Origin of the sequence: Peribacillus sp. FSL P2-0133, from assembly GCF_037975445.1 — a bacterium.
Classification (GTDB): Bacteria; Bacillota; Bacilli; order Bacillales; family DSM-1321; genus Peribacillus; species Peribacillus simplex_E.
Window position 1 is genome coordinate 3,840,754 of the sequence record NZ_CP150254.1, and the last position, 17,007, is coordinate 3,857,760.

General features: G+C 41.5%; 13 protein-coding genes and 1 pseudogene. 1 reads left to right on the forward strand and 13 read right to left on the reverse strand.

Annotated elements, in window-relative coordinates; all coding sequences use genetic code 11:
• Nucleotides 1-592: 592 nt before the first annotated feature.
• The 6 genes from MKY17_RS18415 to MKY17_RS18440 all read right to left on the reverse strand — a co-directional run bounded on the left by MKY17_RS18415 (nucleotide 593) and on the right by MKY17_RS18440 (nucleotide 8,999).
• Nucleotides 593-1,879: a dihydrolipoamide acetyltransferase family protein gene (locus MKY17_RS18415; RefSeq protein WP_098369856.1), complete on the reverse strand. Its 1,287-nt coding sequence runs from the start codon at nucleotides 1,877-1,879 to the stop codon at nucleotides 593-595.
• Nucleotides 1,880-1,905: 26 nt separating this feature from the next.
• Complete coding sequence (locus MKY17_RS18420; RefSeq protein ID WP_098369855.1) at nucleotides 1,906-2,889, reverse strand: alpha-ketoacid dehydrogenase subunit beta; 984 nt, start codon at nucleotides 2,887-2,889, stop codon at nucleotides 1,906-1,908.
• A gap of 12 nt (nucleotides 2,890-2,901) precedes the next feature.
• Nucleotides 2,902-3,897 carry a thiamine pyrophosphate-dependent dehydrogenase E1 component subunit alpha gene (locus MKY17_RS18425; protein WP_098369854.1) on the reverse strand — a complete coding sequence of 332 codons (996 nt, stop codon included), beginning with the start codon at nucleotides 3,895-3,897 and terminating at the stop codon, nucleotides 2,902-2,904.
• A 24-nt stretch (nucleotides 3,898-3,921) separates the two neighbouring features.
• Complete coding sequence (gene lpdA / locus MKY17_RS18430) at nucleotides 3,922-5,343, reverse strand: dihydrolipoyl dehydrogenase (protein ID WP_098369853.1); 1,422 nt, start codon at nucleotides 5,341-5,343, stop codon at nucleotides 3,922-3,924.
• A 132-nt stretch (nucleotides 5,344-5,475) separates the two neighbouring features.
• Nucleotides 5,476-6,573 carry a branched-chain amino acid dehydrogenase gene (gene bcd, locus MKY17_RS18435; RefSeq protein ID WP_098369852.1) on the reverse strand — a complete coding sequence of 366 codons (1,098 nt, stop codon included), beginning with the start codon at nucleotides 6,571-6,573 and terminating at the stop codon, nucleotides 5,476-5,478.
• A 368-nt stretch (nucleotides 6,574-6,941) separates the two neighbouring features.
• On the reverse strand, nucleotides 6,942-8,999 hold the full coding sequence (locus MKY17_RS18440) for a sigma-54-dependent Fis family transcriptional regulator (protein ID WP_098369851.1): 2,058 nt from the start codon (nucleotides 8,997-8,999) through the stop codon (nucleotides 6,942-6,944).
• Between the two features lie 205 nt (nucleotides 9,000-9,204).
• Between MKY17_RS18440 and MKY17_RS18445 the strand changes: the two genes are divergently transcribed.
• On the forward strand, nucleotides 9,205-9,441 hold the full coding sequence (locus MKY17_RS18445; RefSeq protein WP_098369850.1) for a DUF2627 domain-containing protein: 237 nt from the start codon (nucleotides 9,205-9,207) through the stop codon (nucleotides 9,439-9,441).
• Nucleotides 9,442-9,484: 43 nt separating this feature from the next.
• Here MKY17_RS18445 and MKY17_RS18450 read toward each other — a convergent pair whose 3' ends face one another.
• The 7 genes and pseudogenes from MKY17_RS18450 to MKY17_RS18480 all read right to left on the reverse strand — a co-directional run bounded on the left by MKY17_RS18450 (nucleotide 9,485) and on the right by MKY17_RS18480 (nucleotide 17,005).
• Nucleotides 9,485-10,219 (reverse strand): glycerophosphodiester phosphodiesterase, encoded by a 735-nt coding sequence (locus MKY17_RS18450; protein ID WP_098369849.1) that lies wholly within the window; start codon nucleotides 10,217-10,219, stop codon nucleotides 9,485-9,487.
• A 234-nt stretch (nucleotides 10,220-10,453) separates the two neighbouring features.
• Entirely contained in the window at nucleotides 10,454-10,678 is a 225-nt protein-coding gene (locus MKY17_RS18455) for a hypothetical protein (protein ID WP_098369848.1), read from the reverse strand.
• 408 nt (nucleotides 10,679-11,086) lie between these two features.
• Nucleotides 11,087-11,878: pseudogene (spo0A, locus tag MKY17_RS18460) on the reverse strand (sporulation transcription factor Spo0A).
• Between the two features lie 330 nt (nucleotides 11,879-12,208).
• Nucleotides 12,209-13,501, reverse strand: a complete 1,293-nt coding sequence (spoIVB, locus tag MKY17_RS18465) for a SpoIVB peptidase (protein WP_076365437.1) — start codon at nucleotides 13,499-13,501, stop codon at nucleotides 12,209-12,211.
• Nucleotides 13,502-13,662: 161 nt separating this feature from the next.
• Nucleotides 13,663-15,378 carry a DNA repair protein RecN gene (gene recN, locus MKY17_RS18470; protein ID WP_098369847.1) on the reverse strand — a complete coding sequence of 572 codons (1,716 nt, stop codon included), beginning with the start codon at nucleotides 15,376-15,378 and terminating at the stop codon, nucleotides 13,663-13,665.
• Between the two features lie 22 nt (nucleotides 15,379-15,400).
• Nucleotides 15,401-15,850, reverse strand: a complete 450-nt coding sequence (gene argR / locus MKY17_RS18475; RefSeq protein WP_034308279.1) for a transcriptional regulator ArgR — start codon at nucleotides 15,848-15,850, stop codon at nucleotides 15,401-15,403.
• A 327-nt stretch (nucleotides 15,851-16,177) separates the two neighbouring features.
• Nucleotides 16,178-17,005, reverse strand: a complete 828-nt coding sequence (locus tag MKY17_RS18480) for a TlyA family RNA methyltransferase (RefSeq protein ID WP_098369846.1) — start codon at nucleotides 17,003-17,005, stop codon at nucleotides 16,178-16,180.
• Between the last annotated feature and the right edge of the window lie 2 nt (nucleotides 17,006-17,007).

Here is a 17,007-nt window from a genome sequence, read left to right on the forward strand (position 1 = left end):
TCCCGTCAATTTAATCTGGATTATACTAACATTCTACCATAATTTTCTTGAAATTTAAGACAATAGAAATTAGCAAATCTGTTATTAAGGAAACCACTAGCCTATTTCGCCTTTTTTTAAATCAAGTACAGTCTCTGATCTGTATTAGAACAGCTCTTAATAAAATAATAGCAAAAATAAAATTTTTGTCGATGTTTTTCTACGGAAAAGAGAAATGACAGAGTCTAAACTTTGGCGATCGACTTCGGCATACGCATCTTTCACCAAATCAAAAAGCAAGGGGGAATCAATAACTGCTGGACTAAATGATGATCATGAACCACCATCATCCCATAGTTATGGTTTCTATCAAATTTTTTTAAAAAAAGGTGATTGGAACGGGTGTGTGAGACTCAAGCGGGAATAGCTTGTCCAAGGAGGGACCCCACAGGCGCCAAGAGCGCCGAAGGCGGACCCTCCCGGGAAATCGAGTGCCTGGAGTTCCAACTAACGTTCAAATTGTACCAATCAAAAAAACTGTAGGCAAACTCGATTTTCATCGAGTTTGCCTACAGTCTGAAGGAATAACCTTGCGGCCTTCCTTTTCTTCATTTTAGTATATGGAAGTGTTGTCTTTGGAAATCTTTTCGATGATTTCTTTAACCCTTGCAAGGAATCGTCCGCATACCAGACCGTCCAAAACACGATGATCAAGTGATAAACAGAGATTCACCATATCTCGTACTGCAATCATATCATTTATGACCACTGGGCGTTTTACAATCGTTTCAACTTGTAAAATGGCCGCCTGTGGATAATTGATGATTCCCATGGACTGGACAGAACCGAATGAGCCAGTGTTATTAACAGTGAACGTACCACCTTGCATATCCTCTGCTTTTAACTTACCCGCCTTTACTTTGGATGCAAGTTCCTGTATCTCCCTTGCTATACCTTTGATTGATTTTTCATCGGCATTTTTAATGACCGGTACAAATAAGGCATCTTCGGTTGCAACGGCTATTGATATATTGATTTCTTTCTTTTGTATGATTTTTTCGCCTGCCCACATCGAATTGAGCTCTGGAAATTCCGTAAGGGCTTGAGCAACCGCTTTTACGAAAAAGGCAAAGTACGTTAAATTATAGCCTTCTTTTTGTTTAAACTCGGATTTAAGATTATCACGCAACTTCACCATATTGCTTGCATCAACTTCCACCATAGTCCAAGCATGCGGAATTTCGTGCTTACTTTTCAACATATTGGACGCAATTGCCTTACGGATGCCGGTAACAGGTATTTCCTTGTCCCCAGCCACAGTCGGCACGTTTGTTACTGGACTGGTTTGACGATTAACTTGAGGGGCGATCTCTACAGGAGCCGAATCGGTTATTGCGGAAGGCTCCTCCGCCTTAGGAAGATTCCCTGATTCAACAAGTTTCAGTAAATCTTTACGGGTGATCCGTCCCTCATTCCCCGTTCCTTTAACTTTTGAAAGATCTATCCCATGCTCCTGGGAAAGTTTTAACACAGCTGGCGAATAGCGAGCTTTCCTTGATGGTTCTGCCGACGCTTGCTGCACATCTCTTGTAACAGGTGCATCAGCATTTTCCTCACTATGAGAAACTTGCCCAGCATTTCCGTTATCCGTCTTTGCCGCTTCAACTTCAATCGAGCAAATGACTTCCCCGACTGCCAATGTTTGATTCTCATCCGCTTTCAATTCCTTGATGATGCCGGTGAAGGAAGAAGGAACCTCAGCATTTACTTTATCCGTCATCACTTCAGCTAGCGGGTCGTATTTCGTGACATGATCCCCAGGCTTCACAAGCCATTTACTGATGGTTCCCTCTGTGACACTTTCGCCTAGTTGAGGCATCTTCATTAATTCCATAGCCATAATTCGTTCCTCCTTCTTAACAGTCATTAATACTCGGCCAATTCCCTCATTGCTTTTTCCACTTTATCAGGATTCACCATAAATTGTTTTTCCATCGTAGGCGCATATGGCATGGCAGGTACATCAGGTCCGGCCAATCGTTTTACAGGGGCATCCAAATCAAAAAGGCAATGCTCGGCAATGATGGCTGCGACCTCACTCATGATGCTTCCTTCTTTATTATCTTCCGTAACCAGTAATACTTTCCCCGTTTTAGAAGCTGCTTCTATGATAGCATCCTTATCCAAAGGGTAGACCGTACGCAAGTCAAGAACATGTGCAGAAATTCCATCTGCAGCTAACTTTTCTGCTGCCTGAAGGGCAAAATGCACACAAAGGCCATAGGAGATGACAGTAATGTCTTCCCCTTCCCTTTTCACTTCCGCCTTACCGATGGGAAGTACATAATCTTCAGTCGGTACCTCACCCTTGATCAAGCGGTAAGCGCGTTTATGTTCAAAGAAAAGTACTGGGTCTTCATCGCGAATGGCGGCTTTAAGCAACCCCTTTACATCATACGGAGTGGAAGGCATCACAATTTTCAAGCCCGGCTGATTGGCAAAGATTGCTTCAACCGATTGTGAATGATAAAGGGCTCCATGAATCCCTCCTCCATACGGAGCACGGATAACCATAGGACAGCTCCAGTCATTATTAGAACGGTATCTAATTTTGGCTGCCTCTGAAACTATTTGGTTAATGGCAGGCATGATGAAATCAGCAAATTGCATCTCAGCTATCGGCCGAAGCCCATACATGGCGGCTCCAATTCCCACTCCTGCAATTGCAGATTCAGCGAGCGGGGTATCGATGACCCTGGCTTCACCGAATTGGTCGTATAAACCATTAGTGGCTTTAAAGACCCCACCTTTTTTTCCTACATCCTCTCCCAATACGAACACACGGGAATCACGTTCCATCTCTTCCCTCATTGCCATTGTCACGGCATCTATATAAGAAATCACTGGCATTCTATTACCCCCTTACTTTTGTGCATACACATGATTCATAGCACTTTCAGCCTTCGGATATGGAGCATTTTCAGCATAATCTGTTGCTTCGTTTACTATCTTCATGACTTCATCATTCATTTGTTTCTCAAGGTTATCATCCATGATTCCCACTTCTTTTAAATACGCTCCAAATGTCATTATCGAATCCTTCGTTTTGGCTTCGGCCACTTCGTCCGCAGTCCGGTAGCTTCGGTCATCATCATCACTTGAATGAGGTGTAAGCCTGTATGAAACGGTTTCTACAAGTGTAGGGCCTTCTCCCCTTCGTGCACGGTCAGCCGCTTCTTTCACCGCTGCATACACTTCCAATGGATCATTGCCATCCACCGTTATTCCAGGCATCCCATAGCCAATCGCCCTGTCGGAAACATTTTCACACGATAGCTGTTTCTCAATAGGAACTGAAATCGCATATTTATTATTTTCACACATGAAAATGACCGGTAGCTTGTGCACACCTGCAAAGTTGGCCCCTTCATGAAAATCGCCCTGATTGGATGAACCTTCCCCAAACGTTACGAATGTCACCAAATCCTTACCTTCCATCTTCCCTGCAAGGGCAATTCCAACAGCATGCGGGACCTGTGTCGTTACAGGCGATGAACCTGTGACGATCCTATTTTTCTTTTGACCAAAATGACCAGGCATTTGGCGCCCGCCGGAATTGGGATCTTCCTCTTTCGCGAAACCTGAAAGCATCAAGTCTTTTGCGGTCATTCCGAAGGTCAGTACCACACCGACATCCCGATAATAAGGCAGTACATAATCCTTTTGCCGATCAAGCGCAAACGCAGCCCCAACCTGTGCAGCTTCTTGCCCCTGGCAGGAAATCACGAAGGGAATTTTCCCGGATCGGTTTAAAAGCCACATGCGCTCATCAATTCTGCGGGACAAAAGCATTGTCCGGTACATATCTAAAACCGTTTCCTCATTTAAGCCTAATTGTTCATGACGTTTTTCTACCATCATAAAACCTCCTGACCTTATTCTTTATGAATGAATGGCACGTCCATCGACAGCAAGGGCCGCCTCTCCGATTGCTTCAGAAAGACTTGGGTGCGGATGAATTGTCTTGCCTATTTCCCAAGGTGTCGCATCAAGCACTTTTGCAAGTCCGGCTTCTGAAATCATATCCGTAACATGTGGTCCGATCATATGAACGCCCAGTATATCATCCGTTCTCTTATCGGCGATGATTTTGACAAAGCCATCCGCTTCCCCGAATACAAGGGCCTTACCAACTGCACGGAATGGGAATTTCCCAATTTTAAGGTCATAGCCTTCCTTGTTTGCCTGTTCTTCCGTCAAACCGACACTTGCGGCTTCAGGGCTTGAATACACACATTTTGAAATGAGCGAATAATCCAGCCGTTCCGGTTTTTGGCCTGCGATATGTTCAACGGCCGTAATGCCTTCATGAGAGGCAACGTGAGCCAATTGGAGACCGCCAATACAATCACCGATTGCATAGATATGTGATTCCTTCGTTTGGAAGAAGGCATTGGTTTCAATAAAGCCTTTTTCTTTCATAATTTCCGTATTTTCAATGCCGATCCCTTCAACATTTGCTGATCTGCCTACGGAAACCAGCATTTTTTCAGCTGTGAATCCCTCTACCGAACCTTTGACTTCTGCAGATATGGAAACTGAAACATCCGTTTTCAGGGTTTCAGGCAATACCTTCGCACCCGTAACGAATTTGACTCCTTTTTTCGTTAGGAGACGAAGCATTTCACTGGAAATATCATGGTCCTCAGTCGGGATGATTCTATCTGCATATTCCAGTACTGTCACTTCCACACCAAAATCATTGAGCATCGAAGCCCATTCAATGCCGATAACACCGCCGCCTACAATAATCATAGATTTTGGCAGGCTCTCAAGCTTTAGAGCTTCATCCGATGTAAGCACCAATTCCCCATCAATCGCTAAACCGGGCAGTGTCTTCGGACGCGAACCGGTAGCAATGATGACATTCTGAGGAATGAGCATTTCATTTTCACTGCCATTATTCATTTCCACGGAAATTGTCCCAGGCATCGGTGAAAATATAGAAGGACCAAGTATACGCCCTAACCCTTCATAAACCGTTATCTTTCCTTGTTTCATCAAGTGCTGAACACCTTTATAGAGTTGATCGACCACTTTATTCTTTCTTTCCTGCACCTTAAGGAAGTCTACCTTTACATCCCCGGTAACAATACCGAATTCCTCACTTTTCACTGCAGTCTGATAAACTTCCGCACTCCTTAAAAGTGCTTTCGAAGGGATACAACCTTTATGTAGACACGTTCCGCCGAGCTTGCCTTTCTCCACGACAGCCGTTTTCAATCCTAATTGAGCAGCCCTTATTGCCGCCACATACCCACCTGTTCCTCCTCCGAGGATAACGAGGTCAAATTCTTCAGCCAAAACCACTCCTCCTCACAAATACATACTATTTGTCACCATTTTTACTTGGCATATGTTTAATACGTTATCCATGTTGAAAATTCCTGTGTTTATTTAAAAAAACACAGGAATCTATAGCTTGTAAAACTACAATCATTTTCTTCCATTCAAGATATGTTTTTCATTTTGCAAGAATTGGCTCCTTGAATTCCTCATGCGAGCAATTCGCTCCTCTGCCATCCTATCCGCTGCTTTATATGTTGGGATTTGATCGCGTTTTGCAATCTCGATGACTCTTTCAATTGTATCATAAACCGTTTCCACTTTCTTAAGGGCTCTTTCCCGATTATATCCTAAAAGCTCATCGGCCACGTTTATGACTCCACCTGCATTAATTACATAATCAGGTGCATATATAATACCTTTTTCATGAATTTGATCGCCATGAACAGGTTCCTTCAATTGATTATTGGCCGCACCTGCAATGACCTTCGCCTTGATTTGATTGATTGTATGATCATTTATGACAGCCCCTAACGCACAAGGTGCATAGATATCACAGTCTACTCCATAAATTTCATCAGGATTAACTGCAGTCGCCCCAAAGGATTCAACCGCACGGGCCACACTTTCTTTATTGATATCCGTAACGATCAGCTGGGCGCCTTCCTCATGAAGGTGGCGGCATAAGTTATAAGAAACATTCCCGACGCCTTGGACTGCAACCACCTTGCCTTCTAAGGAATCAGTTCCGAATGCTTCTTTTGCAGCAGCTTTCATACCGCGATATACCCCATAGGCAGTTACAGGGGAAGGATTTCCCGAAGAACCGAATGCAGGGGAAATTCCAGTGACAAAATCCGTCTCCTCATGAATGAGATCCATATCCTCAACCGTTGTACCTACATCTTCCGCTGTTATATAACGCCCATTCAGTCCTTGGATATACCTTCCGAATGCACGAAACATTTCTTCATTTTTATCCTTACGGGGATCGCCGATGATGACGGTTTTTCCCCCGCCTAAATTCAAGCCGGCAGCTGCGTTCTTATATGTCATTCCTCTTGAAAGCCTTAAGGCATCTTCAATGGCATCTTCTTCAGTTGCATACGTCCACATCCTAGTGCCTCCAAGCGCAGGCCCTAATGTCGTATCATGAATGGCAATAATCGCTTTCAAACCAGATTGTTTATCCTGACAGAATAACAATTGCTCGTAATCATACTTCTCAAGATATTTAAAAATTTCCATAAAGGAATCCTCCCTAGATGTTTTAATACATGTCAGATATGAGGACACTGTATTACTCCTCATTCTTACTTGTTACTACGTTCATTTTAAATAAAATCCGCTACTTGCATGATATTTTCCCCATGGGGAATGGTTCCCTTTAAAGATCCATGCACTTTTAAATATGCAAATAACATGCCAATAAAATACATAATGAGAGCCTTTTTATCCAAATAAAGGAGATGCTGGTTAATATGTTGGGCAACTATAGCCTATAACAAATTCAAAAAAATTTCATGTTAGAAGTGGAGTCTCGCTTAAATTAAAATAAATCAGAAAATTCCACGCAGTTTTTTTCATAGTACGCAAATATTTGCGTGCAAAAATTTTCACAGTTTTAGTTTTTCCATTTTGTAATATAGATTTCTAACTGAAATCCCCAGCGCTTTTGCCGTAAGTGTTTTATTTCCCTTGTGGGTATGGAACGCTTGCTGAATGATTTCGGCTTCATACTGGTCTATTATCTCCGAGAGCGGTTTCCCCGATACGTAGCCAGAAGGCTTCATTAATAATTTCTCCTGCTTTAATGGAATCTCTTCGATAAAATCCGGAATATGATGTATATCAATGACCGTCTCGTTCAATTTCATGAAAATGATTGCCCGTCCTAAGATATTTTCCAGTTCCCTGACATTACCCGGCCAGTTGTAAATTTGCATTTTATGTATAGCTGCTGCTGTAATTCCCTCTATGCTCCGTCCATACTCCTGATTGATTTTATTAATCAAATGCTCCGCCAATTCTCTCAAATCTTCTTTTCTCTTTCTTAATGGTGCAATGAAAATAGGCATGCGGTTCAGCCTGAAATACAAGTCTTCCCTGAATGATCCGTTTGCGATGGCCTGTTCAAGATTGATATTCGTAGCGGCTATCACCCGGACATTGATGGGGATTGGCTTAGTCCCCCCCACTCTGATGATTTCCTTTTCTTGTAATACCCGAAGTAATTTAGCTTGGATGTTGGCTGGCAATTCACCAATTTCGTCCAAAAAGATACTCCCTTGATTTGCCTCTTCAAAAAAACCGACCTTTCCCCCCCTGCTTGCCCCGGTAAAGGCTCCTTCATCATAACCGAACAGTTCACTTTCAAGTAATGATTCCGAGATGGCCGCACAATTTACCCTTACGAATTTATTGAATTTCCTATCGCTCGCATTATGTATGGCATGTGCAAATAACTCTTTGCCCGTCCCTGATTCCCCTCTTAATAAGACAGTAGCAGGTGTTCTTGCCGATAATTTCGCCTGTTCAATGGGAAGCTTCATCTCTTCGGAAGCCCCAATTATATCATCAAAGGAATATTTAGCTTGCAACGTCCGGATAATCTGTCTTGCCCGATTCAATTCGTGGGTCAAGGCTTGAATTTCCGATACATCATGAATGACGCCAACGCTCCCTTTCAGGCACCCATCCACAATAATTGGAGCAACATTCACGATCACTTCCTTATGTTTTGGTCCGACACGCATATTGACACCCCGAACAGGCTTTTTTGTTTGAAGCACTTTCATATGCATACTTTCACCTTCGTAAATATCGATGGAAGCCGGCTTACCGATCACTTGGGTCTTTGTTAAGCCGGTTATTCTTGTATATGCCGGATTGATCAAAAGCCCCCTGCCTTGATCATCCACAACAGATATGGCTTCATCACTGGATTGAATGATCGCCTGGAGCATCGTCTGTATCTCTTTTAAATCAGTGATCTGCTCTGCCAATTGTACAGCTTCCGTTTTATTCCTAAACACGGAAAAAGCCCCTATGATTTCCTTATCGGCATTCACAAGAGGTATCCTTGTCGTTATGAGTTCCATCCCATTGCTAAGGGTGATTTCCTGATTCACTTCTTTTTGGTTCATTTGCATCACTCGCAGCAATCCAGTTGAAGGGATGAAATCTTTGATATGTCTGCCTATCACATCTTCGCGCTTTGTGTCAGATGCACGTTCCGCACTATCATTGAACATGATGATGAATCCTTCATGATCAATCACCACCATTCCTTCACTGGTCGTATTAAGGATCAAGTCCATTTTTGCCGAGGTATTCTCCAATTTACTTATTAATCGATTTTTCTCTTCAAATAACTTAGTCATAATGAGGGCGACACTTCCAGGAATGAGAATCGTTTGTTCTCCCATGTCCCTTTTTATCTTTTTATAGACAGATGGGTCTCCGGTCGTATCAAAAATGATGTCCAAATCCCGCTCCAATCCCATGCTCCAATCAGTCACTGTAGGAATCCTTCGTTCCTTTGCAGCAAGCATCCCTTCAGCGGATTCATTCGTATCAGCCATACAAACAATGGAGAATACTTCACTTTCCGATAGGAGTTTCAACACGGTTGTCCCTCCCACTCCTCCCCCTACTATCATGACCTTTTGCATGAGCCATCCCCCTTAAGATATAATTAACCCTTTTAATAGATCATTCCCTGCAATTTTTTTCATACTCCCAACCATTTTACCATATCGGTACCCTTTAAAAACAGCCGCCAACTCCCAGTCATTATCTAGATTCCCGAAACTTGACAAATAATTTATATCCTTTATCATTTTTTAAAGACGGAATTTTCGGAAGGGATTTGACCGCATGAAACGTTTAATCGCTTTTTTGATTCTTTTTATACCTGGTGCCTTTGCTGCCTATGGCATAAAAATAATGAGGGACATGGTGTTCGGTATTTTACAGCCTCCCTATCCATTCCTTTGGCTGCAATTTTTAATAGGACTGCTCATTACGATTGGCGGAATAGCCTTTATCGCCGGCTTCGTCCTTCATCGAGATCGAAAACAAAATAAGGTCCAAAGCAGGTTCACTAAATTTTAAACGTAAATAGAAGGTGCCATGTATCATATGGCACCTTCTTTCTTTATCTTGATTTCAATCCTTCTCTGATCCGTACGGCTGCCTCGGGAAAATCGGTAATGATGCCGCTGCACCCCAGTTTGAATAACCGCTTCATCTCTGCTTCTTTATTAATGGTATATGGCCGTACAGGAACACCCATACTCTCCGATGCTTGAATTAATGCATCAGGGGCAGCCCTGATATTTGGGTGGATTGCACTTCCGCCTATTGCCTTTGCATATATCCACGGCATGTATAGACAATCCCTATAAAGCGGTGCGGTTTCCAATTCAGGTGCCAATTGATGGCAATTGACCAAACTGTAATGATTGAATGAAGAAAGGATTACCCTTTCCTCCATTTCGTATGTACGGATGAGCCGGATGACTTTCTCTTCTAAGCCTGGATACAGAAAAAGCATATTTTTTAATTCAATATTGCAAAAAAGCTGATTATCGTAAAGCCAAATAAATAGTTCTTCAAGCGTCGGAATCTTTTCTTTACTCAATTTACCCTTATGGGTTGCAGAAGCATTAAGTGTTTTCAACTCCATCAAGGTCCGGTCTTTTACATACCCCGAGGCATTCGTGGTCCGATCGAGCTTTTCATCATGAATGATGACCACTTCTCCATCTTTCGAGAGCTGGACATCCGTTTCAATTCCGTCCGCCCCGACACGGGCAGCTTCTTTGAACGCCGACATCGTATTTTCCGGATGTGTTCCTGCAGAGCCTCGATGCGCAAAGATTAAGGTCATGATGAAACACCGCCTCTCTCAATAATTGCTATATCCCAATTTTATGAACAGAAACAGCAAATTATTTTTATTTAAATCAATCCTTCAATCAAAATGCAGGTGATTATTTTCTGGATAGAATGTTCCTTTCGCGATAATTGTTGGCTCTTTGATGCTCAGCTCATTTTGCAATACATGCATTAAATTCCTTCTCTCTAAAATATTCCCCATAATTACTGAATGGTTCTCTTTCAGTTAGTTTTCTGAACAATTGAGTTTTACACTTGCGGACATTTTATCAGCCGCTATGTCTAACTCCGTAATCGTCCGTCTTCCCAATTGAATTCTTTCCCCGCTTGCCTCTGTCAGTGCATACTTCAAGTCTTTGACGTTCTCAAGCATGATTTGCGAAAAATCCAATAGGATAGGATTCAACTGAAGAATGGAAAAGCCTTTTTGACAAACGGTGATAAAATTCATATCTTTATCCGCCTCCATTACAAAATGCTCATTTTTTCATAAATCATTAATTCCACTCATTCTATAGTGGTCATATATACCTATATTTTATATATATATATATCTAAAAGTTAAGGAAAAGGGAGCTTTATAACACCTACTTCGTCTAAAATGATTTGTACCGCTTTTTCGACAAAACAAAAACGCCTTTTATTTATGGGATTTCCTTCAAAATCCAATAAATAAAAGGCGTTTAATTTTTTTAACCGGCATAAAAAATTTGAAGTTGCCGATTAGAAAAAATCAAGAAGCAACTTCTTCCTGTCCTTTACCTCCAGACGGAGAGTTCCTATTTATATTTAGCGGCTCTAGCCTTTATATGGTCAATTGTTACCCTGAATCCTTACAACCGGTTTTTCCCTACCCCTGTCAAGAAGCTTTATGTTCGAGGCGCAGCTTATCGGCAACCATGGCAATGAATTCCGAATTTGTAGGCTTTGCCTTAGTCATGCTTACGGTATATCCGAAAAGAGATGATATGGATTCTATATTTCCACGGCTTCAGGCCACTTCAATCGCATGCCGGATAGCACGTTCAACACGGCTGGCTGTAGTATTGTATTTTTTTGCGATATCCGGATATAAAACTTTGGTGATAGAACCCAATAGTTCAATATCATTATATACCATTGATATCGCTTCCCTTAAATACAAATAGCCCTTAATATGTGCTGGCACTCCAATCTCGTGAATGATGCTCGTGATGCTGGCATCGAGGTTCTTCGGCTTGGATTCATTTTGGGGACGATAGCTAAATTGACTATGATTTTTTAAAACCGCCTGCCCTTTACTGCTTACCTGACGTATGTGATTGGCCAGATTTTCCATATCGAATGGTTTCAGAATAAAGTAAGACGCACCCAAATCAACAGCTTTTTTCGTTACATCTTCTTGACCAAAGGCAGTAAGCATAATCACATTAGGCATAGCACCCCGTTTTACTTCACGAAGTTTTTCAAGTACACCTAACCCATCTAAATGAGGCATGATAATATCGAGGATCAATATATCCGGATCAACACTTTCAAGCATCCCCAAGCAATCTTGACCGTTATGTGCCACCCCAATTACTTCCATGTCTTCCTGTGCAGAAATGTATTCTTCCAGAAGGCCAACAAGTTCTCTATTATCATCTACAACGCACACCTTAATTTTTTTCACGCTTGATTTCCTCCTCAACTACAATTGGTCTTTTTTTCTATATGACTAAATTCTATTGTAATTGAACTTTTCGACAATGGAAACTAAATTCCTTTTATTTTTGAAAAAATATAAGGAATTCAATATTATTCTCCGGATATCTCTTGTTTTCGACTTCGTTTGCTATTCGAATAAAGCGATTGTCGAAAAATCTTCATATCGTTATCATTTTATCACATCGTTACAAAAAAACCTCTATTTTTTGAAGAAATCAAATTTAATTCCTACCCAAAACCTATGCTAACCATAACTTTCCATTAAAAAGGGGCATCCAAAAGGATACCCGGATTCTTAGCTTGCCTTTTCATAATTATTTTTGTCGTATATATTTATACCGGCTTCGTTTAACATCCATTCGATATGGACTCCATACCCACTTGTAGGATCATTAACGAATACATGGGTGACTGCACCGATTAATTTCCCATTTTGTATGATAGGACTGCCGCTCATACCTTGAACGATCCCACCTGTTTTTTGCAGCAATTCCTTATCCGTCACTTTTAAGACCATTCCTTTAATTGCAGGAAACTTCTGTGGTATAGAACTGACGATTTCGACATCGAATTCCTCCACTTCAGAACCATCCACCACTGTAAGGATTTTTGCTGGTCCTTCCTTTACCTCATGGGAAAGGGTGATGGGGAGTGGCTTGTCGTTAATTCCATTTTTAAAATCTTGATTTAATTTCCCAAAAATACCAAAGGGACTATTGCGATTGATATTTCCTATTTTTTCTTTATTAGAAGAAAAGCGTGCCAATTTTTCTCCGGGATCACCATTGCTTCCTTTTTCGATGGATGTGACCGTCGATTGAACAATCTGTCCGTCCTTAACAACAATCGGCTTTTTTGTATCCATATCGGATATGACATGTCCCAACGCCCCATATTTTTTTGAATCCGGGTGATAAAACGTCATCGTTCCGATACCAGCTGCCGAATCACGGATATACAAACCCAATTTGTAAGTTCCTTCATTCTTATCTTTTAGAGGTAATAGGGTACTGTGGAGCACTTCATTATCACGATTAATGACAAGATTCAACGCCTCACCCTTTTCGCCTGCCTGCTGAACAAAAGGGGTTACATCCCCCATCTTCTTTATCGTCTGACCATTGATTTCTGTAATAATATCACCGATTTCAATTTTCGCTTTTTCTCCCGGTGATTTTTTCCCCTGCGCAGTATCAATAAGATGATGACCTACTACGAGCACCCCAAGAGTATTAAGCTTTACTCCAATGGATTGGCCACCAGGCATGACTTTAAAGTCTTTTAACACCCTGATGTCGACCTTTTTGGCAGGCAGGCCTGCTACATCGAGTAACACTTCATTCGTACCTGGCTTCTCAGCACCAAGCGTAATCGAAGCTTGTTCATCATGAAGCGAAATTCCATCACTGGATCCCGAAGTTTTTGCAGAAACAGGCAATGATTTGGAAATACTATATTGACTTCCTTCAAATAGTACAAGATGATTTGGAATTAAAAAATATTCACGAGATGGCTGGTATAACCCTAATGTTAATAGCGAAACAAGGAGAATTCCACCGATGATCCTGTTTATCCATATAAATTTCAATCCATTCACTCTCCTCGCTCTCTGAAACTTAATGGCTACACCTTTAATTTAGCCCTCATGACAGTCATTTATAACAGGTGCAAAAAATAAAAGCTATCCGTTTTTGGATAGCTTTACAATGAATGCTTATGATTAGTTTAATTAATCTTCTTACCGGCCCATCAAGATGTAATTTTCAGCCTTTTGGCAAGCTGGATTAATTCATTTGCATGTTGTTTCGTCAAATCCGTTATCTCTACTCCTGAAATCATCCTGCCAATTTCTTTTATTTTTTCAGTTTCAATTAACGGCTTTACCGAAGTATTCGTGCGTCCGGCCCTTACATTTTTCGCAATGAAAAGGTGTGTATCCGCCATAGCTGCCACCTGTGGCAAATGGGATATGCACAGTACTTGTGATCCGGTTGCCACTTTATAGATCTTTTCGGCAATGGATTGCGCAACCCGTCCGCTCACACCTGTGTCCACTTCATCAAAGATAATGGACGTTATACCTTGGTGCTTGGAGAATATGCTTTTCAATGCCAGCATGATCCTCGACAGTTCACCACCAGATGCGATTTTAGAAAGAGGTTTTAATGGTTCACCTGGATTGGTGGAAATATAAAATTCCATTGAATCCAGCCCTGACTGATTGATGCCCCTATCTGACAATTCATCGAAAGTATAGGCCGTTTGAAGGAAATGTGGTTCAAAAATTGTCTTTTCCATGTATAAGTCTTTTAATTCCTGATGAATCTTTTTGGTTAGCTGCTGAGCAAATTTCTGGCGAAGTTCAGACAGATTCTTTGCTTCGACAATTAAATCTGCCTTGATGGATTTCATTTCCTTTTCAAGCTTCGCTATATGGGTTTCCCTATTTTGCAGCTTTTCGACTTCTTCTTCAATAGCGGCCCCATACTCCAGGATTTCCTCGATGGTCCGCCCGTATTTACGCTTTAATTGATTTATTTCATTAAGGCGACTTTCAATGAATTCCACTCGCTCTGTATCATAATCCAAAGAGTCTAATTGGTCACGGATGTTAGACACGGCCTCCTCAAGCAGGAAGTAGCTATTTGAAACGGTTTCAGAGCTGTTCTTTAAACCTTCATCAAGCCCTGCCGCTTCCTCCAAATTATTCATGGCTACGGAAAGCCAATCAATTGCATGCTGCTCACCATTTAAAGCATTATAACTGGTTTGCAGCGCTTCATGGATTTTTTCGAAATTATTAATTTTCTTCCGCTCTTCCATCAATTCTTCATCTTCGCGTAATTTCAAATCAGCTTTTTGGATTTCATCGAATTGAAATTGGATCAAATCAAGGCGGTGGACCATTTGCTGTTCATTTTGGCTCAAACCATTCAATTGTTTAGAAGCGGTTTCATAACGTTTATATAGCTTTTGGTATTCAGTGAGTGCAGATGCGATTTTTTCACCGCCGAATTGATCGAGCAGTGGAAGATGGAGTCGTTCGTCCATTAATTCCTGATGTTCATGCTGACCATGGATATCTATCAACGTCCGTCCTATCTCACGTAAGGTGGAAATCGTTACAAGCTTTCCGTTTACCCTGCAAACGCTTTTGCCGCTCAGTGAGATATCCCTTCGAAGTATCGCCATCCCATCATTCATATCGATGCCAAACTCTTCCGCTTTGGCAAAGACCGGGTGTTTTACATCTTCAATTTGGAATAATCCTTCTATTTCAGCCTTCGACTCACCATGCCGAATGAACTCTGCAGAACCACGTCCCCCAACCAAAAGATGAACGGCATCTATTATGATTGACTTCCCTGCCCCTGTTTCTCCTGTCAAGACCGTCAAGCCTTTCTCAAATGAAACGGACAGGCTGTCTATGATCGCAAAATTCCTAATCGATAGTTCTGTTAACAAACTAGGTCACCTCACAACATTTTTAGAGCATGTCCAAGAATTTGCCGGAAATGATCTTTGCATCTTCCTCAGAACGGCAGATAATTAAACAAGTATCGTCGCCGCCGATCGTCCCGAGTATTTCTTGCCAATTTAGATTATCAATCAATGCACAGATTGCCTGGGCATTACCTGGGAGCATCTTCATAACCAGTAAATTGTTGGCTGAGTCAATGCGTACAAATGCATCGACAAGGATTCTCTTTAATTTTTGAAGTGGATTGAAACGTTGGTCGGCCGGCAGACTGTATTTATACCTTCCATCTGTTAAAGGAACTTTTACAAGGTGAAGCTCTTTAATATCCCTAGAAACAGTAGCTTGAGTTACATTGTATCCAGCTAATTTCAATTCTTCAACTAACTCATCCTGGGTTTCGATATCATTATTCGTTATAATGTCCCTTATTTTTATATGTCGTTGTCCTTTATTCATAAGTAGAAGCACCTCTTCTCAACTGTTGCTCATTTAATGGTAATGGTATCACTTTCATTTCTTACTTAAGCAGGCTGTCCCACTATGGGATTGCTTCGGTCATCAGTAAGTGCAAATAGGCCGCTATAGAAAGTGGCTAATATTAATGTTATCGGATTTTTATGCAATTGTACAACTTTTTCTCTAAAAATGAATACAAGTCTATTATTTGTACTTACCTATTTTATGTATCCACCGATAAATGATCCAAGTTCATGACGCACAATGTATAGTTAAAAAGCTCCTTTAGCCAACCATTCAGCCAAAGGAGCCCATACAAAGTTCTAGCTATTCTTTTTTAAATTGGGCATGGGCATCTCCAACGATGTCATCAACCGTTTTCGAAAGCAATATCGCTCCATCTTCCTTCGACCCTTGCCAGTGTAAATGAAGTAAGAATTCAATATTTCCATCACCGCCGGTAATCGGTGAGAAGGAGGCATCCTTAATATCATAGCCTTCCTTTAAAGAAAAAGAAATGATCTTATCCAACACTTGTTTATGGATTTTGGGATCACGAACAATCCCCTTTTTACCCACTTGATCCTTCCCAGCTTCGAATTGCGGTTTAACCAAGGCAACGACATCACTATTCGGGACGAGTAAGGTCTTTAGGACCGGTAAAATTAACGTAAGCGAGATGAAAGAAACATCAATGCTTGCAAAGTTTGGCATCTCCCCATCGAGATCGGCGGGTGTAACATAACGGAAATTGGTCCGTTCCATTACTTTTACCCGCTCATCCTGTCTAAGCTTCCAGGCAAGCTGATTATAGCCGACATCAAGCGCATAAGACATTATGGCGCCGTTTTGCAAAGCACAATCCGTGAACCCACCAGTTGATGATCCTATATCAAGCAGTATTTTTCCATTCACTTGCAAATCGAATTCCCTTAATGCCTTCTCAAGTTTAAGACCGCCTCTTGAAACGTAAGGCATGACTTTTCCTTTGATCGTAAATTCGAGATCGACCGGCACTTTTTCCCCCGGTTTTTCGTACCTTTCTTCATTCGCGTAGACAAGGCCAGCCATAACCATACGCTTCGCTTTTTCACGTGTATCGGCCAAGCCTTGTTCTACAAGTAATACATCTACTCTTTCTTTCATCACTTTCATAT